This is a genomic window from Stappia indica, from assembly GCF_001696535.1.
In the GTDB taxonomy this organism is placed as follows: Bacteria; Pseudomonadota; Alphaproteobacteria; order Rhizobiales; family Stappiaceae; genus Stappia; species Stappia indica.
Map to the genome: position 1 here is coordinate 467,210 of NZ_MBQE01000006.1, position 21,471 is coordinate 488,680.

General features: G+C 70.2%; 18 protein-coding genes. 7 read left to right on the top strand and 11 right to left on the bottom strand.

Annotation, left to right across the window (positions count from 1 at the left end; genetic code table 11):
- Window position 1 precedes the first annotated feature (1 nt).
- Window positions 2-526: a TRAP transporter small permease gene (locus BBX35_RS22295; protein ID WP_067224672.1), complete on the bottom strand. Its 525-nt coding sequence runs from the start codon at window positions 524-526 to the stop codon at window positions 2-4.
- A 300-nt stretch (window positions 527-826) separates the two neighbouring features.
- Between BBX35_RS22295 and BBX35_RS22300 the strand changes: the two genes are divergently transcribed.
- Window positions 827-2,578 (top strand): sulfatase-like hydrolase/transferase, encoded by a 1,752-nt coding sequence (locus tag BBX35_RS22300; RefSeq protein ID WP_279626401.1) that lies wholly within the window; start codon window positions 827-829, stop codon window positions 2,576-2,578.
- Here BBX35_RS22300 and nagA read toward each other — a convergent pair.
- The 6 genes from nagA to rph form a co-directional block, all read right to left on the bottom strand.
- A complete protein-coding gene (gene nagA, locus BBX35_RS22305; RefSeq protein ID WP_067224674.1) occupies window positions 2,566-3,753 on the bottom strand; it encodes an N-acetylglucosamine-6-phosphate deacetylase in 1,188 nt (395 codons plus the stop codon). The genes BBX35_RS22300 and nagA overlap by 13 nt on opposite strands.
- Before the next feature lie 88 nt (window positions 3,754-3,841).
- Window positions 3,842-4,711, bottom strand: a complete 870-nt coding sequence (locus BBX35_RS22310) for a glucosamine kinase nucleotide-binding domain-containing protein (RefSeq protein ID WP_067224676.1) — start codon at window positions 4,709-4,711, stop codon at window positions 3,842-3,844.
- Window positions 4,712-4,735: 24 nt separating this feature from the next.
- Window positions 4,736-6,301: a polyhydroxyalkanoate depolymerase gene (gene phaZ / locus BBX35_RS22315; RefSeq protein ID WP_425274617.1), complete on the bottom strand. Its 1,566-nt coding sequence runs from the start codon at window positions 6,299-6,301 to the stop codon at window positions 4,736-4,738.
- Between the two features lie 339 nt (window positions 6,302-6,640).
- The gene (hemW, locus tag BBX35_RS22320; protein WP_067224677.1) at window positions 6,641-7,798 is read right to left on the bottom strand and encodes a radical SAM family heme chaperone HemW; all 1,158 of its coding nucleotides are present in this window, start codon (window positions 7,796-7,798) and stop codon (window positions 6,641-6,643) included.
- Window positions 7,795-8,442, bottom strand: a complete 648-nt coding sequence (gene rdgB / locus BBX35_RS22325; protein ID WP_067224679.1) for an RdgB/HAM1 family non-canonical purine NTP pyrophosphatase — start codon at window positions 8,440-8,442, stop codon at window positions 7,795-7,797. Before rdgB ends, hemW begins: the two co-directional genes overlap by 4 nt.
- Before the next feature lie 7 nt (window positions 8,443-8,449).
- Window positions 8,450-9,163 (bottom strand): ribonuclease PH, encoded by a 714-nt coding sequence (gene rph / locus BBX35_RS22330; protein WP_067224680.1) that lies wholly within the window; start codon window positions 9,161-9,163, stop codon window positions 8,450-8,452.
- A 274-nt stretch (window positions 9,164-9,437) separates the two neighbouring features.
- Here rph and hrcA point away from each other — a divergent pair, with 274 nt between their 5' ends.
- The 4 genes from hrcA to BBX35_RS22350 all read left to right on the top strand — a co-directional run bounded on the left by hrcA (window position 9,438) and on the right by BBX35_RS22350 (window position 13,403).
- Complete coding sequence (gene hrcA, locus BBX35_RS22335; protein ID WP_067224682.1) at window positions 9,438-10,505, top strand: heat-inducible transcriptional repressor HrcA; 1,068 nt, start codon at window positions 9,438-9,440, stop codon at window positions 10,503-10,505.
- 37 nt (window positions 10,506-10,542) lie between these two features.
- Window positions 10,543-11,349, top strand: coding sequence for a molybdopterin-synthase adenylyltransferase MoeB (gene moeB / locus BBX35_RS22340; protein ID WP_067224683.1), 807 nt, complete (start codon window positions 10,543-10,545; stop codon window positions 11,347-11,349).
- Window positions 11,346-12,113, top strand: a complete 768-nt coding sequence (locus tag BBX35_RS22345; protein ID WP_244271696.1) for a M48 family metallopeptidase — start codon at window positions 11,346-11,348, stop codon at window positions 12,111-12,113. The genes moeB and BBX35_RS22345 overlap by 4 nt, the downstream gene beginning before the upstream one ends.
- 87 nt (window positions 12,114-12,200) lie before the next feature.
- Complete coding sequence (locus BBX35_RS22350) at window positions 12,201-13,403, top strand: multidrug effflux MFS transporter (RefSeq protein WP_067224685.1); 1,203 nt, start codon at window positions 12,201-12,203, stop codon at window positions 13,401-13,403.
- 22 nt (window positions 13,404-13,425) lie between these two features.
- Here BBX35_RS22350 and BBX35_RS22355 read toward each other — a convergent pair whose 3' ends face one another.
- Window positions 13,426-15,738 carry a transglycosylase domain-containing protein gene (locus BBX35_RS22355; RefSeq protein ID WP_067224687.1) on the bottom strand — a complete coding sequence of 771 codons (2,313 nt, stop codon included), beginning with the start codon at window positions 15,736-15,738 and terminating at the stop codon, window positions 13,426-13,428.
- Window positions 15,739-16,017: 279 nt separating this feature from the next.
- Between BBX35_RS22355 and BBX35_RS22360 the strand changes: the two genes are divergently transcribed.
- Both BBX35_RS22360 and BBX35_RS22365 read left to right on the top strand, forming a co-directional pair.
- Window positions 16,018-16,320, top strand: coding sequence for a DUF1330 domain-containing protein (locus tag BBX35_RS22360; RefSeq protein ID WP_067224688.1), 303 nt, complete (start codon window positions 16,018-16,020; stop codon window positions 16,318-16,320).
- Window positions 16,317-16,796, top strand: coding sequence for a GNAT family N-acetyltransferase (locus BBX35_RS22365; RefSeq protein ID WP_067224690.1), 480 nt, complete (start codon window positions 16,317-16,319; stop codon window positions 16,794-16,796). Before BBX35_RS22360 ends, BBX35_RS22365 begins: the two co-directional genes overlap by 4 nt.
- A 31-nt stretch (window positions 16,797-16,827) precedes the next feature.
- Here BBX35_RS22365 and olsB read toward each other — a convergent pair whose 3' ends face one another.
- The 3 genes from olsB to BBX35_RS22380 form a co-directional block, all read right to left on the bottom strand.
- Window positions 16,828-17,697, bottom strand: coding sequence for a l-ornithine N(alpha)-acyltransferase (gene olsB, locus BBX35_RS22370; RefSeq protein ID WP_067224865.1), 870 nt, complete (start codon window positions 17,695-17,697; stop codon window positions 16,828-16,830).
- A gap of 303 nt (window positions 17,698-18,000) precedes the next feature.
- A complete protein-coding gene (locus tag BBX35_RS22375) occupies window positions 18,001-20,346 on the bottom strand; it encodes a hybrid sensor histidine kinase/response regulator (protein ID WP_083206532.1) in 2,346 nt (781 codons plus the stop codon).
- Window positions 20,347-20,456: 110 nt separating this feature from the next.
- Window positions 20,457-21,455, bottom strand: coding sequence for an LLM class flavin-dependent oxidoreductase (locus BBX35_RS22380; protein ID WP_067224692.1), 999 nt, complete (start codon window positions 21,453-21,455; stop codon window positions 20,457-20,459).
- Between the last annotated feature and the right edge of the window lie 16 nt (window positions 21,456-21,471).

Genomic DNA, 21,471 nt, shown 5'->3' on the forward strand with positions numbered 1-21,471 from the left:
GTTACTCCCGGCCGGTCGCGGCCGCAGGCGGCGCGAGGGTCTCGTCAAGGCTGCGCCAGACGGTATAGGCACAGACCAGCACGGCGAAGGCCGCGCCGACCAGCGAGGCGGCATAGGGCCACCAAAGCGGAAACTGCAGGATGAAGGTGGTCTCGCCATAAGCCTGCTTGTCCAGCATGCCGAGCCACAGGCGCCAGCAGATCAGGCCGCTGGCCAGCGTCATCAGGATGTTGGCGATGAGATCGACGCCCGCGTTGACCCTGGGGCCGAAGCGCGCCAGCAGCAGGTCGACGGTGACATGGCCGCGCTTGAGCTGGCACCAGGGCAGGAAGGCGAAGATCGCGAAGGCGGTGCCCGCTTCCACCAGCTCGTAGTCGCCGGGAATGGGGCCAAGGCCGACGGAGGTCAGCGCGCGGCCGGTGATCGACACGACGGTGGCGATGGTCAGCGCGACCAGCACCGCACCGCCGGCAATCGCCAGCCAGGCACAGAGCCGCTCCAGCAGCCGTTCGACGGATTGACGCATCAGCTCTCGGTCCTCCCCAGCGCGGGCCCGGCGCCATCGGCGCAGACTGCCCGCTCCCTTGCGGTCCCTGCCTGTCCTGCTCTTAACGGCTGGCGCGGGCGGCGACAACTCCTGCCCGAAGGCGGATGCGACCGGCAAGGCTGACAGGGTGATCCATGCAAAAGGTAATGTAAAATGAGATTTGGATGAGTTTCCATAACCGCTGGCGCGGTCGGTCGGCCCATGCTTGCCTCTCCCGTCCGGCTCGGCTCAACTGCGGGCCGTTGGACAGGTGATTTGGGCCCGAAGGGAGTGCCGGGAGTGGCGAGACGCGCGCGCAATATCCTTTTCGTGATGTATGACCAGCTGCGCTTCGACTATCTCGGCTGCGCCGGCCATCCGCACCTCAAGACGCCGAATTTCGACCGGCTGGCGGCGCGCGGGGTGCGCTTCACCAATGCCTATGTGCAGTCGCCGATCTGCGGCGCCTCGCGCATGAGCTTCTACACCGGGCGCTATGTCGGCTCGCACGGTGCGGCCTGGAACAACTATCCGCTGAAGGCGGGCGAGGTGACGCTGGGCGACCATCTGCGGGCACGCGGCATGGACGCGGTGCTGATCGGCAAGACCCACATGAAGGTCGACGATGCCGGGCTCGACCGGCTCGGCATCTCGCGCGGCGGCATCATCGGCACCCGCATCGCCGAATGCGGCTTCGATGCCAGGGTGCGCGACGACGGGCTGTGGGCGGAAGGTCTGGACGGGCCGTATGACGCCAAGCCCTCGCCCTACAACGAGTTCCTCAAGGCGCGCGGCTACGACAGCCGCAACCCTTGGCACGACCATGCCAATTCCGGCCTTTCGGAGGAGCGGGACGCGGACGGGCGCGGCGACATCGAGAGCGGCTGGCTGATGCGCAATGCCGGGCTCGCGGCGAATGTGCGGGAAGAAGACGCCGAGACGCCGTGGCTGACCGACGAGACGCTGGCCTTCCTCTCAGAGCGGCGCGAGGAGCGGCGGGCGGTCCCCTGGCTCTGCCACGTTTCCTACATCAAGCCGCACTGGCCCTATATCGTGCCGGCGCCCTATCACGACATGTATGGCCCCGAAGACGTGCTGCCGGCCGTGCGCCATGAGCGCGAGCGGGCCGACCCCAATCCGGTCTTCGAGGCCTTCATGCAGAGCCGGGCCTCGCGCAGCTTTGCCCGCGACGAGGTGCGGGAGGCGGCGATCCCCGCCTATATGGGCCTGGTGCGCCAGTGCGACGACCAGTTCGGCCGGCTGCTCGACGCGCTGGAGGACAGCGGCGCGCTGGACGACACGATGATCGTCGTCACCTCCGACCATGGCGACTATCTCGGCGACCACTGGCTCGGCGAGAAGGATCTCTTCCACGAGCCCTCGGTGAAGGTGCCGCTGATCGTCTACGACCCTTCGGAAGCGGCCGATGCGACCCGCGGCAGCACCTGCGACGCGCTGGTCGAGGCGATCGATCTGGCCGCCACCTTCGTCGACGTGGCGGGACGCCGGGACGGCGAGGCGCCGGACCTGCCCGGCCACATCCTGGAAGGACGCTCGCTGTTGCCCTGGCTGCATGGCGATAGGCCCGCAGACTGGCGGCGCGCGGCGATCAGCGAATACGACTATTCCTGCACGCCGATGGCCGACCGGCTCGGCGTTTCGGTCAAGGATGCCCGGCTCTTCATGGTGTTCGACGGGCGCTACAAGCTGATCCACGCCGAAGGCGGACTGCCGCCGATGCTGTTCGACCTGGAAAGCGATCCGTCCGAATTCAACGATCTCGGCCGCGATCCCGCCCATGCGGGCGAGGTGGCGCGGCTGCGCGGCCTGCTGGCCGACTGGGGTCTGCGGCTCAGCCAGCGCACCACGGTGAGCGACACGCAGATCCTGGCGCGGCGCGGCGGGGCAGGCGGGCGCACCGGCGTGCTGATCGGCGTCCATGACGAGGCCGATGCCAGCGAGGAGGCCCTCGCCTTCTATCGCGGCAAGGTGAAACCCATGGCCGGGTCTGGGTCAGGGGCAGAGCAGGACGAGGCGGATCAGGCCGAATAGAGCCGGCTGCCGGCGATCCAGGTGGCGCGCACCCGCAAACCGGCGTCGAGCTCGACGAAATCCGCGTCGAACCCGGGCAGCAACCGGCCCTTGCGCTCGGCAAGGCCGGCGGCCTCGGCCGCATGCAGCGAGACCATGCGCAGGGCCAGCTCCAGCGGCAGGCCGATGGGCCCGGTGAGCCGGCGCAGCGAGGCGGACATGTCGATATCGGCACCGGCCAGCGTGCCGTCGGCCAGGGTCAGCCGGCCGAGCCCCTCGCCGATGGGCTCGCGGGCGATCTCGCGGCCGTTCAGCGTGAAGGAGCTGGCATCGGTGCCGAGCGGGGCCATCGCGTCGGTGACGACGAAGAGGCGGCCGGGGCCGGCCTTGCCGCGCGCGGCGATGCCGATCACCGGATCGGCGACATGCAGCCCGTCGACGATGATGCCGGCCGACAGCGCGCCGGTGGCCAGCGCCGCCCCCGCAAGCCCCGGGGCGCGGTGACCGAGCGGGCTCATGGCGTTGAAGAGATGGGTGACGAGGCGCGCGCCGGCAACGGTCGCGGCCAGCGCTGTGGCGTGATCCGCGTCGCTATGGCCGAGGCTGACCACGACGCCGGCATCGACGAGCCGGCGAATCGTTTCGCTCGGCACGATCTCGGGCGCCAGCGTGACGAGAAGCAGCGGCAGGCGGCGGGCGGCGTCGATGAGCTGGGCGATGTCGTCCTCGCCCATCGGCCGGATCAGCTCGGCCGCATGGGCGCCCTTGCGCGAGGGGGCGAGATGCGGCCCCTCCAGATGCAGGCCGAGGCAGCCGGGCACGCTGGTCGCCGCGCCGATGGCGGCGCGAATCGCCCGCTCGGTGACCTGCGGCGTGTCGGTGATCAGCGTCGGCAGGAAGGCGGTGGTGCCGAAGCGGCGATGGGCGGTGGCGATGGCGGCGATGGAATCGCGGTCGGTCGCGGTGTTGAACTGCACCCCGCCGCCGCCATTGACCTGCAGGTCGATGAAGCCGGGCACCAGCATGTCACCGGCCGCCTCGATCCGCTCGGCATCGCCCGGCAGGTCCTGGCCGCGCACGATGCCGGCAATGCCGCCGTTTTCAACGAGAAGCGCGGCATTCTCGTGCCAGCTCTCGCCGTCGAAGATCTTCCTTGCAGAAATCGCCAGGGGGCGCCGGGGAGTCTCGTCAGGCATGGTCCGGGCTTCCCCGCGTCGGGGCCGGCTTTCGCCGGCGAAAGGATCGTTGCCGCTTTTTGCGTCAGCGGCTGGCGGCGCGCAAGCGTCAGGCGGCGAAAAACGCCCGCCTTGCCATGCGCACCGCCCCGTCCAGCGCATCGCCGAGCGGCGCGGCAAGGAGGCCCGCGAAGGGCGGCGCGAGGCGCGGCGCATAGAGCGGGGCGAGCCCGCCCATCAGCGCGATGCGCCGGCAGCCGGGCCACAGGAGGGCGGAGAGCATTTCCTCCACCTCCTTGGTGAAGGCGGCAAGCAGGGCCTCGGCCTCGCTGTCGCCGGCCTTTGCGGCATCGAAGACCGCCGGGGCGTGGCGGGCGAAATCGGCCTGGCGGGCGGAGCCGGCAAAGGCGACCATGCGGGCCGGATCGTCGCCGAAGGCGGCAAGCAGCATCTCGGCAAGCATCCCGCGCGGGCGCACCCCGTCGCGCGACAGCAGCGCCGATTTCAGCGCCTCGCGGCCGAGCCGGGCCCCGCCTCCCTGGTCGGCGAGATGCACGCCCCAGCCGCCGACGCTGCGGATCTTCCCGTCCTGGCGGGCGAGAAAGGCCGAGCCGGTGCCGAGGATCGCCATGATGCCGTCGTCGGGGCCGAGCGCGCCTTCCAGCGCGATCTCGCCGTCGCCGACGAGTTCCACCTGCGAGAAGGGAAGGGAGAGAAGCGAGCGGCCGTCGCGGCCGAGCTGGCGGGCGCCGGCAAGGCCGAGCAGCGCCGGACAGGCCGAGAGCGCGCCGGCCGGCAACCCGGCCTCGGCGAGCGCGCCTTGCGCCGCTGCAACGATGTTTGCGGCGGCCTGCTGCGGATCGGTCGCGACATTGGCCGGGCCGGCGAGACCGCGCGAGACGATCTCGCCGTCGGGACCGGCAAGGGCGGCGCGGCAGGTGCTGCCGCCACCGTCGATGGCGATGAGCCAGGAGCTCATGTCAGTGCGCTCACTGCCCTCGGCTCAGTGCGTGGCGGGCTGCTCGGCGAGCTTGCGGGCCTGCTCGATCCAGCCGTCGCGGTCGATGCGGCCGCGGAAGTCGAGCCGGTTGTCGAGCGCGGCGATCTGCTCGTCGGTGAGCGCGGCGATCTGCCAGTAGTGGAAGATGCCGGCGCCGTTGAGCGCGGTCTGCAGCTTCGGCCCGACGCCGGAGATCGCCGTGAGGTCGTCGGCGACGCCGCGCGGCTTGGCCAGCAGGACCTCTGCCAGCGGATCGGAGACCGGCTTGGTCTTGGCCTTTTCAGGGGCCTTTTCCGGGGCCTTTGCGGGGGTCTTCGCCTCGGCGGGCTTCTCGGCGACGGGAATGGTCACCTCGGAAGAGGCCGACTTCACCGTGTCGGAAGCCTTGGGAGCCGTGGTCGGCAGATGCGCGTGGCTGCGCATGAAGTCGAGGATGCGCGGGGCGATCTCCGAGCGGAAGCGCGAGCCGTTGAACACGCCATAATGGCCGACATCCGGCTGCATGTAATGGGCGCGCATGTCGGGCGAGAGATTGACGCACAGATTGTGCGCCGCCATCGTCTGGCCGCGGCCGGTGATGTCGTCCTTCTCGCCCTCGACCGTCAGCAGGGCCGAGCGGCGGATCGCGCCGCAATCGACCAGCTCGCCGCGATGGCGCATCTTGCCGTTGGCGAGCGCGTGGCGGATGAACACGGTTTCCACCGTCTGCAGGTAGAACTCGGCCGTGAGGTCCATCACCGCCAGATACTCGTCGTAGAAGTCGCGGTGCTTCTCGGCATTGTCGCCGTCGCCGGAGACGAGGTGCTGGAAGAACTCGTGATGCGCATTGACGTGCCGGTCGAGGTTCATGCTCATGAAGCCCGAAAGCTGCAGGAAGCCCGGATAGACGTCGCGCATGAAGCCCGGCTGCGGGAACGGCACCTTCATGATGACGTTGCGCTCGAACCAGTCGATGCTCTTGTTCTCGGCCAGATCGTTGACGGCGGTCGGGTTGATCCGCGTGTCGATTGGCCCGCCCATCAGCGTGACGCTGGCCGGCGCGCAAGGATCGTTGTGCGCTTCCATCACCGCCGTGGCGGCAAGCACCGGTACCGAGGGCTGGCATACGGCCATGACATGGGTGTCCGGCCCCAGGAAGTGCAGCATCTCGATGACGTAGTCGATGTAGTCGTCGAGATCGAACCGGCCGTCGGTGAGCGGCACCATGCGCGCATCGATCCAGTCGGTGATGTAGATGTCGGCGCTCGGCAGCATGGTCTCGACCGTGCCGCGCAACAGCGTCGCATAGTGGCCCGACATCGGCGCAACCATCAGGATGCGCGGGCCCTTGTGCTTGCGCTCGCCGAGCTTGCGGTCGAAATGCAAGAGGTTGCAGAAGGGCTTCTTCCAGACGATCTCCTCGCGCACCGGCACCTTGACGCCGCTGACGGTGGTCTGGGTGAGGCCGAACTCCGGCTTGCCGTAGCGCCGGGTCATCCGCTCGATCATCTCGCAGCCGGCGGCGACAGAGCGCCCGATCGGGGTGTGGGAGAACGGATTGAGCGGGTTCTGGAAGTACAGGCGCGTCATGTCTGCGGTCGCCCGCAGAGGACTCATCGCCGCATGATTGAATTCATAGACCTGATAGAACACGTGACCGACCTCGCAATCTCCGTGAGGCAGTGCAGCATGGCCGCCTGCCTTTTTTCGCATTGCAAAATAGTATGACAAAGATTAACGCCGCTTCAACCTGTACGGAGGTCCACATGGGCTCAGGCGGTACGGGGATACCGGACGCAGCGGTTCAGGCGAGGAAAACTTCTCCCGGCTGTTCCGAAAACGCGAGGCAAGACAGGATCTTGCCAGAAGCGGCCACGCGGTGGAAAAAAGTTGCGGCGACCGCGTTTTTTCAGCCGATACCGTTAAAAATCACGATGCAAGGTCGGCAACGACGGCGTCCAGAACGAGGCAACCGGCCGGCGTGACGCGCATTCGCGTGCCGTCGAGTCGTTCCACCATGCCGTGTTCGATGAGGTCGGCGACGCGGCGCGGATCGATCCGGCGGTCGGAAATCGCCTCGAAACGGGCAAGGTCGACGCCCTCCACCAGCCGCAGGCCCATCAGCAGGAACTCGTCGCCTTGCTCCTCCTGGGTAAGCGACATGTCCTCCACCAGACCCTCGCCGCGCGCTTCGACGGCGGCGAGCCAGGTCTCGGGATGACGCTCGGTGGCGGTGGCGAACTTGCCGTTGCCGCCGGTCAGCCGGCCATGGGCGCCGGGGCCGACGCCGACATAGTCGCCATAGCGCCAGTAGACGAGATTGTGCCGGCATTCCGCGCCGGGCGCGGCATGGTTGGAGACCTCGTAGGCCGGCATGCCGTGGGCGGTGCAGATCTCCTGCGTCAGGTCGTAGAGATCGGCCGCGGTGTCCGGATCGGGCACCACCAGCTTGCCGGTGCGGTGCAGCTCGAAATAGGGCGTGCCCTGCTCGATGGTCAGCTGGTAGAGCGACAGGTGGTCGGCGGCCAGGCCGATCGCCTCCTCCAGCTCGCTGCGCCAGGCGGCGGCATCTTGGTCGGGCCGGGCGTAGATCAGGTCGAAGGAGATGCGCTCGAAGGTCGAGCGGGCGATGCCGATCGCCGCGCGTGCCTGGGCCGCGTCATGCAGCCGGCCGAGACGCTTCAGGTCCGCATCCCTCAGGGACTGCACGCCGAGCGAGAGGCGGTTGACGCCGGCGGCGCGATAGCCGCGGAACCGCTCCGCCTCCACCGAGGAGGGGTTGGCCTCCATCGAGACCTCGACGGTGGGCGAGATTTCCCAGTGGCCGGCGATGGCGTCGAGCACCCGGCCGACCGTTGCGGGAAGCATCAGGGACGGCGTGCCGCCGCCGAGGAAGATCGAGTCGACCCGCCGGCCGCGCGTGCGGGCGGCGAAATAGGCAAGCTCTCGCTCGAAGGCGGCGGCAAAGCGCGCCTGGTCGACGCCGGCATGGCGGACATGGCTGTTGAAGTCGCAATACGGGCATTTGGCCTCGCAGAAAGGCCAATGCACGTAGATGCCGAAACCGCCGTCCGCCTGAGCCATCATGCCTCCAGGCAGCGCGCCGAGAAGTCCGCGAAGGCGCGGGCGCGGTGCGACAGGGCGGTGCCGTTCTGCCCGTGCTTTTCCTCCGCCGACATTTCGCCGAAGGTGCGGCTTTCGCCGTCCGGCTGGAACATCGGGTCGTAGCCGAAGCCGCCGCTGCCGCGCGGCGGCCACACGGCGGTGCCCTCGACCTCGCCGCGGAACAGGGCGACCTCGCCGTCCGGCCAGGCAAGGCACAGCACGGCGACGAAGGACGAGCGGCGGTCCGCCGGATCGGTCGCGCCGGCGGCATGCAGCTTTTCCTCGATGGTCCGCATCGCCATCGCGAAATCCTTCTCAGGTCCCGCCCAGCGGGCCGAATAGACCCCGGGATCGCCGTTCAGCGCGAAGACGCAGAAGCCGCTGTCGTCGGCGAGCGCCGGCAGGCCCGAGGCCTCGGCGGCCGCGCGGGCCTTCAGCTCGGCATTGGCCTCGAAGGTGGTGCCGGTCTCTTCCGGCTCCGGCAGGCCGAGCGAGCCGGCCGAGACGACCTCGTAGCCGTAAGGCGCCATCAGGTCGTCGAACTCGCGCAGCTTGCCCGGATTGTGGCTCGCCAGCACGATCCGGCCGGGCTCGAGCCGGCGCAGGCGAGAAGGGGTGTCGGTCATGCGAGCCTCACGAGATCGCCATCTTCTGCAGGTCGACCAGCCGGCCGATGCCGGACTTGGCCAGCGCCAGCAGCTGGGCGAACTGCTCCTCGGAGAAGGGCTCGCCCTCCGCCGTGCCCTGGATCTCGACGATGCCGCCGGAACCGGTCATGACGAAATTGGCGTCGGTGTCGGCGTCGGAGTCCTCGAGATAGTCGAGGTCGAGCACCGCCTGGCCGCCATGGATGCCGCAGGAAATCGCGGCGATATGGTCCTTCAGCACCTTGCCGGCGACCATGTCGCGGGTGCGCATCCACTCGATGCAGTCGTGCAGGGCGACCCAGGCGCCGGTGATCGCGGCGGTGCGGGTGCCGCCATCGGCCTGGATGACGTCGCAATCGACGGAGATCTGGCGCTCGCCGAGCAGCGGCAGGTCGACGATGGCGCGCAGGGACCGGCCGATCAGCCGCTGGATCTCCTGGGTCCGGCCGGACTGCTTGCCCGAGGACGCCTCGCGGCGCATGCGCTCGCCGGTGGCGCGCGGCAGCATGCCGTATTCGGCGGTGACCCAGCCGCGGCCCTGGCCGCGCAGCCAGGGCGGAATGCGCTCTTCGAGGCTCGCGGTGCACAGCACATGCGTGTCGCCGAACTTGACCAGGCACGACCCTTCCGCGTGCTTGGAAACGCTCCGCTCCAGCGTCACGGCGCGCAACTCGTCCGCTGCACGTTTGGATGGCCGCATGTCGATCCCCTTTGAAGCCTGCCGCACGGGGCGCGGATGCCCCTTGCTCCTGTTTCGCGTCCCTCTTAATCCAATATGGGACCGGAATGAAATGCCTGTCTGCCGCTTGTCCCGTGCCGGACCCCATGCGGGACCTTCGTTCTTGCGCCTTTGGCATGGGCAATCGCGGTCGGGGCGCACTATATTCGGTGGCGCGCCGGGTCGCCGAACGGGCAGAACCGGCGGGGCAGGGGATGACATTGCGCAGGGAATTGCAGAACCGGGGAGCAGGAACGTGACGCTGGGTGTGCCGTCCGTGAGCCTTGGCGATCTCGACAAGCGGTCGCGGGAAATCTTCCGTGCCATCGTGGAATCCTATCTCGACACCGGCGAGCCGGTGGGGTCGCGCAACCTGTCGCGCCTGCCGGGCATCCAGCTGTCGCCGGCTTCGATCCGCAATGTCATGTCCGACCTGGAACATGCCGGGCTGCTCTATTCGCCGCACACCTCGGCCGGGCGCATGCCGACGGAAGGGGGCCTGCGCTTCTTCGTCGATGCGCTGCTGGAGGTGGGCGACCTGACGCGCGAGGAGCGCGACCAGATCGACATCCAGGTCAAGGCGGCGCGCAGCGAGCGCACGAGCGAGCAGCTTCTGACCGAAGCCAGCCAGATGCTGTCCGGCCTGTCGCGCGGGGCGGGCGTCGTCTTCTCGCACAAGGCGGATGTGCGCCTGCGCCATGTCGAATTCGTCCGCATCGAGCCGCTGAAGGCGCTCGTCGTGCTGGTCGGCGACGACGGTTCGGTGGAGAACCGCATCGTCGACCTGCCGCCGGGCCTGCCGCAGACGGCGCTGATGGAGGCGTCGAACTATCTCACCAGCCTGATCCGCGGGCGCACGCTCGCCGAGGCGCGGCGCGAGCTGGAGACCCAGCGCGACCGCCACCAGAAGGAGCTGGACGAGCTGACTGCCAAGCTGGTGGAAGCCGGCATCGCCACCCGCTCCGGCGTGGTCGACGCGGCCGGCTCGCTGATCGTGCGCGGCCGCTCCAACCTCTTGTCGCATCTGGAGGCCGAGCAGGACCTGGAGCGCATCCGCCTGCTGTTCGACGACCTGGAGAACAAGCGCGACCTGATCCAGCTGCTGGCCGCGGCCGAGGGCGGCGACGGTGTGCGCATCTTCATCGGCTCGGAGAACAAGCTGTTCTCGCTGTCCGGCTCCTCCATCGTCGTCTCGCCCTTCCGCGACCAGGACGACCGGATCATCGGTGTGCTCGGCGTGATCGGCCCGACCCGGCTGAACTATGCCCGCATCATCCCGATGGTCGACTATACCGCCCGGTTGGTCGGCCGCCTGCTGCGCTGACCGCCTGCCTCCCCCTTCCGACGCTCCGGACCTTTCGATGACCACGCTTTCGCCCGCAGAACTCGAACGCTATGCCCGCCACATCGTGCTTCAGGATGTCGGCGGCCCCGGCCAGCAGAAGTTGAAGGCCGCGAAGGTGCTGGTGATCGGCGCCGGCGGGCTGGGCGCGCCGGTCCTGCAATATCTGGCGGCGGCCGGCGTCGGCACGCTCGGCGTTGTCGACGACGACACCGTGTCGCTGTCCAACCTGCAGCGCCAGGTGATCCACGACACCGACCATCTCGGCGAGCCGAAGGTGGCGAGCGCGGCCGAGGCGATCGCCCGGCTGAACCCGCATGTGAAGGTTGAGCCGCATGTGGCGCGGCTCGGCGCGATGAACGCGCTGGCGCTGATCTCGCGCTACGACCTCGTGGTCGACGGCTCCGACAATTTCGCCACCCGTTATCTGGTCTCCGATGCCTGCTTCTTCGCCGGCAAGCCGCTGGTCACCGGCGCGGTCGGCCGGCTCGACGGGTCGCTGACGCTGCTGAAGCCGTATGAGAGCGGCGAGGACGGCACGCCGAACCCGACCTATCGCTGTCTCTTCCCCGAGCGCCCGGCCGACGGATTGCTGCCGACTTGTGCGCAGGCTGGCGTGCTCGGCGCGCTGACCGGCATCGTCGGCACGATGCAGGCGATGGAGGCGATCAAGGAGATCGTCGGCTTCGGCGAGGGGCTGCTCGGCCGGCTGCTGCTGGTCGACACCCGCTCCATGCGCTTCGAGACGATCCGCTATCGCTGGAGCGCGAAGAACCCGCTGAACGGCACCGTCCGCAAGCGCTTCGACGAGCTGGCCGGCGCGTGAGCGGCTTGTTCCGCCTGCGCCGGCAACAGCCGGTCCTGCCCGAGGCGATCACCCTGGAGATCGCGGGCCGCGAGCAGCGCATCGTGCTGCGCGGCAACCCGCAGGCGCGCCGCTACATCCTGCGCGTGCCCTCCGACGGCGGCGCCCCGGTGCTGACCGTGCCGAAGGGCGGGACCCTTGCCACCGCGCGCGAGTTCGCGCAGCGCCAGCGCGGCTGGCTGGCCGGGCGGCTGGGCGAGCGGCCCGAGGCGGTGCCTTTCGCGGAAGGCGGGGTGATCCCGCTGCGCGGGGCGGCGCACAGGATCATTGCCGCCGGCGGATTGCGCGGACTGGTGCGCGCCGAGCCGGCCCGGGAGCTGGAAGAGGACAGCGAAGCCGTCGGCCGTCTGCTGGTGCCCGGCGCTACCGAGCACATCGCCCGCAAGCTCACCGACTGGCTGAAGCGCGAGGCGCGGCGCGATCTGGAGCGCGCGGTGGCGCAGCATGCGGCGGCGCTCGGCCGCACGCCGACGGCCCTCACCCTGCGCGATACGCGGAGCCGCTGGGGCTCCTGCACGGCGGACGGGCGGCTCTCCTTCTCCTGGCGGCTTGTGCTTGCGCCGCCGTCGATCCTCGATTACGTCGCTGCCCATGAGGTTGCCCATCTCGCCGAGATGAACCACGGCCCGCGCTTCTGGGCCCATTGCCGCCGCCTTGCCCCGCACACGGAGGAGGCGCGCGACTGGCTGAAGCGCGAGGGCGGCCGCCTGCATCTTTACGGCTGACCCGGCAGTCCTGCCCCGCCAGCCGCCCTCTCCCCCCGGCGCCCGCCCAAGCTCGCGGCCGCGCGCCGCCGCCAGAAGGCCGCTCGCATGCTCAAGCCGGACACTCTCAAACCGGACACCTGGGCGCTCACCATCCTGCTCGCCAGCCTGACGGCGCTCGGCCCGATCTCCACCGACATGTACCTGCCGGCGCTGCCCTCGATCCTGCGCGAGCTGGAAACCAACCACGCGGCGGTGCAGCTGACCCTCTCGGTGTTCCTCGTCGGCTTCGCCGCGGGGCAGGTGTTCTACGGCCCGCTCGCCGACCGGATCGGCCGCAAGCCGGTGCTGATCGCCGGCCTTGCCATCTACGCGGTGGCGAGCCTTGCCTGCACGCTGGCGCCGAGCGTCGAGGTGCTGATCGTGGCGCGCTTCTGCCAGGCCTTCGGCGCGGCGGGACCGGTGGTGCTGGCGCGCGCCGTTGTGCGCGATCTCTACGAGGGTCCGCGCGCGGGCCAGGAACTCGCCCGCATGGGCTCGATCATGGGCCTTGCCCCGGCGATCGCGCCGTTCTTCGGCGGGTTGATCGCAGCGGCCGGCGGCTGGCGCTTCGTCTTCCTGGTGTCGGTCGCCTTCGCCGCCGTGGTGATCGTCGGCATCTGGCGCGGCCTGCCCGAGACGATCCGGGCGCGCGAGACGGCGCCCTTCTCGGTGCGGGCGATCCTGTCGGGCTTTGCCGGCCTGCTGCGCCACCGCGCCTATGCCGCCTATCTGGCGGTGGTGACGCTGACCTATTGCGGCCTCTTCGCCTTCATCTCCGGCTCGTCCTTCGTGCTGCAGGACATTTTCGGGCTCAGCCCTTCGCTCTACGGCATCGCCTTCGGCGTCTGCGCCGGCGCCTATGTGGTGGGAACGCTGATCGGCCAGCGGCTGGCGCCGAGAAAGGGCGCGGAAGTGACGATCCTGACGGGCTGCGCGGCGCTGGCGCTGGGCGGCGCGGCGATGATCGTCGCGGTCCTGGCCGTGCCCTCGGCCGTTTCCGTCATCGCGCCGATGATGCTCTACATGGTGGGTGTGGGCCTGGCCCTGCCGCAGGCGCAGGCCGCCGCGCTGATGCCCTTCCCGGATCGCGCCGGCAGCGCGTCCTCGCTGATGGGCATCTGCCAGATGAGCATTGCCGCGGCGGTCGGCATCGGCGTCGGCGCCACCCATGGCGGCACCGCCCTGCCGCTGGCGCTGATCATCGCCGCCAACGGGGCCGGCGCGGTGCTGGTGCTGCTGGTCAGCCGCCGCGCCCGCATGGCTGGGTGAGGGGCCGTGTGAGGGGCTTCCCTCAGCGCCCGAAGATCCGGTTGAGCAGGTCGAGCGGTCCGCCGCCGCCGCCCGAATCGCGCATCGGCGGCAGCCGGCGCGCCGGATCGCCCTCGGCGGGAATGTCGCGCATCGGCATGTCGAGCGGCGCTGCGGCGGGCTCCGCCACCTGCACCGGCCGGTCGGACACGCCCGGCAGGTCGGCGACCGGCAGGCCCTGGTGGCCCGCCTGCATCACGTCCTTCCAGACCTTGGCCGGCAGCGAGCCGCCGGTGGCGCGCTTGGTCGGCGAATTGTCGTCGTTGCCGAGCCAGACGGCGGTGGTCAGCGAGCCGGTGTAGCCGATGAACCAGCCGTCGCGGAAATCCTGGCTGGTGCCGGTCTTGCCGCCGGCCGGGCGGCCCGGCAGATTGGCGATCTTGCCGGTGCCGGTCGTCAGCGTCTGCGCCATCATCATGTTCATGTCGGCGAGCGTCGCATGGTCGATGACCCGCCCCGCGCCGTCACCGGTGCGCGCGTAGAGCACCTTGCCTTCCAGCGTGCGGATCTGGCGGATGACATGCGGCACCACCGCATAGCCGCCATTGGAGAACGGCGTGTAGCCAGCGGCGATCTCCAGCGGCGTCACCTCCGAGGTGCCGAGCGAGATCGACAGGTTGGAGGCGAGCGGCGAGGTGATGCCGAGCTTGCGGGCGGTGCGGATGATGGCGCGCGGGCCGACTTCCTCCGCCAGCCGCGCGGCCACGGTGTTCAGCGACAGCGACAGCGCCTCGGTCAAGGTCACCGGGCCGCGATAGGTCTTGGTATAGTTCTTCGGCGCCCAGTTGCCGATCTTGACCGGCTCGTCGACGCGCACGGTCGCCGGTGTCAGCCCGCGCTCCAGCGCGGCGAGATAGACGAAGGGCTTGAACGCGGAACCGGGCTGGCGCCGGGCATTGACCGCCCGGTTGAACTGGCTCTGCGCATAGTCGCGGCCGCCGACCAGCGCCTTGACTGCGCCCGACCCGTCCAGCGTGACGATGGCGCCCTGGCCGACGCCGAGCTTGGCGCCTTCCTCCGACAGGGCGCGGCGCAGGGAATCCTCGGCGATGATCTGCAGGCCGAGATCGATCGTCGTGTCGACGACGATGTCGTCCTCGATGGCGCCGACATAGCCCGGCAGCAGCTCCATCACCCAGTCGGCGACGTAGTTCTCGCTGGCCGAGGTGTGGTGGGTGACGACGCGCAGCGGCGCGGCGATGGCATCGCGCGCCTCGGCATCGGTGAGATAGCCTTCCTCGGCCATGGCCGCGAGCACGGTGGTGGCGCGCTCCTGGGCAAGGTCCGGATTGCGGGTCGGGGCATAGCGCGAGGGCGCCTTGAGCAGGCCGGCGAGCGTCGCCGCCTCCGATACGCTGATCAAACGCGCCGACTTGCCGAAATAGCGCCGGGCGGCCGCATCGACGCCATAGGCGCCGGCGCCGAAATAGACCCGGTTGAGATACATCTCCAGGATCTCGTCCTTGGAGTAGTTGGTCTCCAGCCACAGGGCGAGAACCGCTTCCTGCACCTTGCGTCGCAGGGTGCGGTCGGGCTCCAGGAACAGGTTCTTGGCGAGCTGCTGGGTCAGCGTCGAGCCGCCCTGCACCAGCCGGCCGGAGGTGAAGTTGGTCAGCACCGCACGGCCGAGGCCCAGCGGATCTAGGCCGAAATGCGAGTAGAAGCGGCGGTCCTCGATGGCGATCACCGCCTGCGGCAGATAGGGCGGCAATTGTTCGAGCCGCACCGCCTCGCCGCCGGTATCGCCGCGATTCGCCATCAACGTGCCGTCGGCCGCGACGATGCGCACGTTGGGCGGGCGCTGCGGCACCTTCCATTCGGAGGTCGGCGGCAGATAGGCGGCGTAATAGATGAGGACGCCGATGCCGGCGATGCCGCCCCAGATGCACAGGACGAAGCTCCAGTAGAGGCCGCGCCTCAGCAGGCGCGAGAGGCCGCCGCGCTGGCGCTTGGCGCGGGACTTGCCGCGTCCGCCCTTGCGGCCGCCGCCATTGCCGCCGCTGCCGCCATTGCCGCCGCCGCCCGAGAGCCGTCCGCCGGAGACGCCGCCGAGGCCGGAACCGTTGCCCGAGCCGTTGCCAGAACTGCTTCCGGCGCTGTCCAGCGAGCCGGACTTGCGGGGCGTACGCTTGCGGGCCGGTGCCGAGGAGGACGCGGAAGAGGAGGAGGGCGCGTGTCCGCCGGCCGCCGACCGGTCGGCACCGGTCAGCCGCATGTCCAGCGTTGCGCCGCTGCGCTCCATCTTCGGCTCGACGCGGGTGGTGCGCCGGCTTCCGGGTGACGATCCGCGAGCCATCGATTCGCTCTGTTCCTCCAAGATGCGCAAGAGGGCCGGCTGCCGGTCGCTCCGGCGGCGATGGCCGGGATGCCGCGCGCCTGCCCGAGCTTCGCCTTGGAGCCTAAATGCGGCGATTTAAGGGGGTGTTAAGTACGCCGGCGCGGTCCCCGTCCCTCGTGCTGGCCGGCTTTACAGGCGTACCGGCCGCGCGCTACGCCTTGGGCCGAGACGCGGGGCCGAACCGCGGCGGCAACGGGCCGCCGCAGCCCCGCCGGCAGCTCCATGAAAGGCGCAGGCATGGCAAAGGCATATTGGGTGGCACGGGTCGATGTGAGCGATCCGGACGCCTACAAGAAATATATCGAGGCGAATGCCGAGGCATTCCGCGCCTATGGCGCCCGTTTCATCGTTCGCGGCGGCCGCTTCGAGTGCAAGGAAGGCGCCGCGCGCCAGCGCAACGTGGTGATCGAGTTCGACAGCTACGAGAAGGCTGTCGCCTGCTACGAGAGCGAGGCCTATGCCTATGCCAAGTCGCTGCGCGCCTCCCACGCGGTCTCGGACCTGGTGATCGTCGAGGGCTACGACGGCCCGCAGCCGTGAGTGCCTCCGCCGGGGCGTTCGTGGTGCGGGTCGCGGGCCCGGACGATGTCCCGGCCCTGCACGAGCTGTGGACGGGCGAGCCGGACCGGCGCGACTGGTCCCCGGCCGCCTCTCCCGATGGTTTGCTGCCCGAGCTCGACCTGCTGGCGGCGGAAAACCGCGTCTGGGGCGCCTTTCGCCGCGGCCGGCCCGTCGCCATGGCGGCGGCGGGCGAGCTGGACGGGGCGATGTGGCTGTCTGTGCTGGGGGTGGCCCGCGACTGCCGCGGACGCGGCCTGTCGCGCTCGCTGCTGGCCTCGGTGCTCGGCCATGGCGCCTTCGCCTGCTATCCGGCGCTCGTCGCTTTCGTGCGGCCCCAGCGCGGCGGCTTTCTCGATCACGTGGGCTTCGTGCGGCTGGATGCCGGCCAGCTCGATCCCGGCGCGCGGAACATCGCCGCCCGCTACCGGCTGGAGCCCTGGGCACGGCGGCTGTGAGGGCCGCCGGACGCGCCCGGAGCGGAGCTTGTTACTGGTTGGCGTAGCGGCCGGCGTCGGCGCCGTAATGGTTGACGTAGCGGCTGTTGAGCGCTTCCACCGGCATGACGATCAGCACGTCGGTGGTGCCGAACTGGTGGTCGACGACGGCGCCGTCGCCGATAAAGGCGCCGAGCCGCAGGTAGCCCTTGATCAGGGGCGGCAGCTCGCGCAGCGCCTGGCGCTCGTTGACCTCGGCCTTGGGCATGCGGTTCATCTCGACATAGCGCTCGCCGACGGCGCGCACCCGCCACGTCTCCGGCGTCCTGGCATTGTGGTGCAGGAAGGCGAGCTGCGAGGCGATGCGGTCGGGATCGGTGCCCTCGATGGAGGCGCAGCCGACCATGACGTCGATCCGGTGCATCAGGACATAGGCCCAGATGCCGTGCCACAGCAGCTCCACCGTGCGCTTGGTGCGGTAGGGCTTGAGCACGCAGGAGCGGCCGAGCTCCAGGAACTGCAGCCGCGGATGAGCGTCGACCAGCGACTGGATGTCGAATTCGGCGGCGGTGTAGAAGCCGCCATTGCGCTCGGCGACGTCCTGGCGCAGCAGGCGGTAGGTGCCGACGATGCGCGGCACGCGGCGGCCGAGCTTGTTGCGCTCGGTCAGGTCGTGGTCGAGGACCAGGAGATGGTCGCAGATGTCGTCATAGGCATCGACGTCGCGCCGGGTCGCCTGGGTCGCCGGGTCGGCAATCGCCGACATTTCCTCGTAGAAGACGTGGTAGCGCAGCTCCTGCGCCTTGCGGATTTCCTTGGCGCTGCGCGCCAGGCGCACCTCCAGGGAACCGATGCGTCCGAGGCTGGGCACGTTGCGGCCCGACGGAGCGGCCTTCATTCCGGCCAGCCAGCTTGTCGCCATTGCGGGGGCGAACTTGCGCATCAGGCTGCGCGGCGACAGAACAGCGTTTCTTGACATGGCCCCGAGCCTTCCCTGCTTGCCTCCCGCAGACGCCGCCACGTGACGGGGCCGGTGTCGGGCGCGCCCGGCCCGGCCTTTTGTGTCGTTTCGTGCGGCTTCGTCGCGCTGTCCCGGCGCCCTCAGCCGGCAAAGGATCCCGGCGGAGGCAGGCAGGCGAATCGGCCGCGCATGGCGGACGGCCACGATGATGGCCGTGGCGTAGACCATACTTTCCCAACACTTGCGTGACAATTGGCGAAGTTTTCAGGGCCTGCCCGCTGCGGTCGCATCCGCAGTGCGGCGAACGATACGCCGGCGAAGCAGGTCCGGGTCGAGCGGCTTCGACAGGACCGCATCGGCACCGGCGGCCAGCGCCGCCTTTTCCGCATCGGCGGTGACATCGGCGGTCACCACATAGACGGGCGCGCGGGGCCAGCCGCCGGCCGCCTCCATCTCGCGGAAGCGGCGGATTGCCGCAATGCCGTCGACGACCGGCATGTGCAGGTCCATCAGCAGCATGTCGCAGGACCCGTCGGCCGCCGCGGCAAGGGCGGCGGCGCCGTCGGCCGCCACCACCGGCTCGTGGCCGAGCTTGCGCAGCAACGCCTCGCTGAGCAGGCGGTTGATGTCGTTGTCGTCGGCGACGAGGATGCGCAAGGGGCGCGGTGCGCAGGTGCCGTCGCCGTGGCCTGCCTCGCCGTCCTCGCCCGTCAGCGAGCGCGGCTCGGGCCGGTCCCAGGGCGACAGGCCGGTGTCGCGGCCGAGCAGCGTGGCGCAGAGCTCGGCCAGCGAGGCGGCGCGCACCGGGCGGATCAGATAGCCGCCGAAGCCCGCCTCGCGCAGGCGCGGCAGCCGGTCGCGCTCGCTCGGCGCCAGCAGCACGCCGGCCGGCGCGGCAAGCCCGGCGGCGCGGGCACTGGCGAGCCAGGCGCCGGCATCGGTCACCGCCAGCGGATCGAGCAGCACCAGGTCGGCAGACAGAAGCGCATCGTCGTCGTCCTCCTTGCCCGGTGCGAGCAGCGAGGTGACGGCGCCCTGCGCGGCGAGCGAGCGGGCGATCAGCGGCATCTCGATGCGGCTGGCCGAGACCAGTGCGATGCGGGCGCCGGCAAGCGCGCGGGCGGCCCGGTTTTCCCGCGCCGGCAGGGCGGGTGCGGCGTGAAGCGGCAGCTCGACGCGGAAGGCGGCGCCCTTGCCCGGCTCGGAGCGGGCGATGACATCGCCGCCCATCAGCCGGGCCAGCCGGCGCGAGATGGCAAGGCCGAGGCCCGCGCCGTCGAAGCGGCGGGCCGGGCCGTGGTCGACCTGCTCGAACTCCTCGAACAGCCGTTCGGCCTCTTCCGGGGCAAAGCCGATGCCGGTGTCGCGCACGGTGATGGCGAAGCGGTGCGGGGGGCCGGCGGGGGTGTCCTCTCCGGTCTCGGCGATCGACTCGATGCAAATCTCGACGCCGCCGGTCTCGGTGAATTTCAGCCCGTTGCCGGCCAGGTTGAACAGGATCTGGCGCAGGCGCGTCGGGTCGGCGACGAGACGCGCGGGCATGTCGGGCGCGATGTAGCAGCCGATCTCCAGCCCCTTCGACTGGGCGCGGGGCGACAGCAGCTCGACGACGCTTTCGGCGAGCGGGGCAAGGGCGATCTCCTCCGGCGCCAGATCCAGGCGGCCGGCCTCGATGCGCGACAGGTCGAGCACCTCGTTGATCAGCAGCAGCAGGATCTCGCCGGAGGCGCGCACCGCCTCCACATAGCTCGCCTGCTCGGCCGTCAGCCGCGTGTCGGCGAGCAGGCCGGTCATGCCGAGAATGCCGTTGAGCGGGGTGCGGATCTCGTGGCTGACGGTGGCGAGGAACCGGCTCTTGGAGGCGTTTGCGGTCTCCGCCTGGTTTCGCGCGGCAAGCAGCGCATCCTCGATGCGGCGGCGGTCGGTGACGTCGCGCAGGATGGTCTGGATCAGCGGTTCGCCGCTGGTGCCGTCGCGCACCGGCACGTCGCGCCGGGCGAACCAGCGCTCGCCGCCGGAGGTCTCCATCCGGATGTCGCGGCTCACCTCGTCTTCGGCCTTGCCGCCGTTCGCCTCCGGCAGGGCCGGGGCCCAGCCCTCCGGGAACAGCCGTTCGGCCGCGTCATTGGCATAGACGATCTCGCCGCCGGCGCGCCAGCGGGTGACCACGTCGCCGAGCGTGTCGAGCACGTCGCGCAGCCGGCCGTCGCTTTCCTTCAGCCGCCAGGCCTCGTCGCGCAGCTGTTCGTTCTCGGATTGCAGCAGGTTGCGCTCGGAGGCGAGCGCGGCGAGGCGGGCGCTGATCTGCGCCATCTCGCGCATATGGGTGCCGCGCTGGGCCTGCAGCAATCCGCCGAGGCCGATGGCGAGCCCGGCAAGCGCCAGCGCGCCGCCGGCCGCGGCAAGGCGCAGCGGTTCGGGCACCAGCCACACGGTGAGCGCGGCGCCGGCGAGAAAGCTGGCGGCGGCGACGGCAAGCGTCAGCAGCGAGGGGCCAGAGGCGGCGGGCGTGTGCGGGGACACCTCCCCCGCACGGAGGCTGGCGCGCTCGGGGGCGGCCGCGCCGCTGTCGCGGTGCTCCGTTCCGTCATGGCGTTTCGGGGCGGCCACCTGCTCTCCTCGTCAAGGGTCGGGTTCGCGCAAGGCGCACGAACCCGCCGATCTTGGAGGGGAGAGATTGAGAAACCGTTGCGGCGAAAGGACCTTGGGGTCAGCGGTCCCTAGGCGGCGGTCGCCAGGTCGTCGAGGATCCCGGCCGCCAGCTCGAACGAGCGGACCCGGGCGGCGTGGTCGTGGATCATGCCGGTGACGATCAGCTCGTCGGGCTGGTAGCGCTCCAGGATCGCGGAAAGCCCCTTGCGGACCGTGTCCGGCGAGCCGGTCGCCGAGACCGAGAGGGCCTGGTCGACCTGCGCAAGGACGTGGGGCGGGATCTCGGCCGCGACGTCCTCGACCGGGGCCGGCAGCTTGCCCGGGCGCCCGGTACGCAGCCTTGCGAAGGACAGCACCTGCGAAGAGCGCAGGTAGCGGGCCTCCGCATCCGTGTCGGCGACGAAGACGCCGGCGGCGACCATCACGCGCGGCTCGGCAAGCTGTTCGGACGGACGGAAGGTGCTCCGATAGACGGCCAGCGCCTCCTCCAGCATCGCCGGGGCGAAATGCGAGGCGAAGGCGTAAGGCAGGCCGAAGGCGGCCGCAAGCTGCGCGCCGTAAAGGCTGGAGCCGAGGATCCAGACCGGAACGTTGGTGCCCTCGCCGGGAATGGCGCGGACCGGTCCGCCCTCCGACGGGTCGCCGAGATAGGCGATGAGGTCGACGACATCCTGCGGGAAATTGTCCTCGCCCGCCATGTGCCGGCGCAGCGCCCGGGCGGTCGCGAGGTCCGTGCCCGGCGCGCGGCCGAGCCCAAGGTCGATGCGGCCGGGAAACAGCGTTGCCAGCGTGCCGAACTGCTCGGCGATGACCAGCGGCGAATGGTTGGGCAGCATGATGCCGCCCGCCCCGACGCGGATGGTCTTCGTCGCCGCTGCCACCTGGCCGATGACGACGGACGTGGCCGCGCTGGCGATGCCCGGCATGTTGTGGTGCTCGGCAAGCCAGTAGCGGTGATAGCCCGCCGCTTCCGCCTTGCGGGCCAGATCGATGGTGTTGGCAAGCGCGTCGGCCGACGTCTTGCCTTCCGGCACGGGGGCCAGATCGAGAAGGGAATAATGGTGCATGAGGATCTCCGTTGGG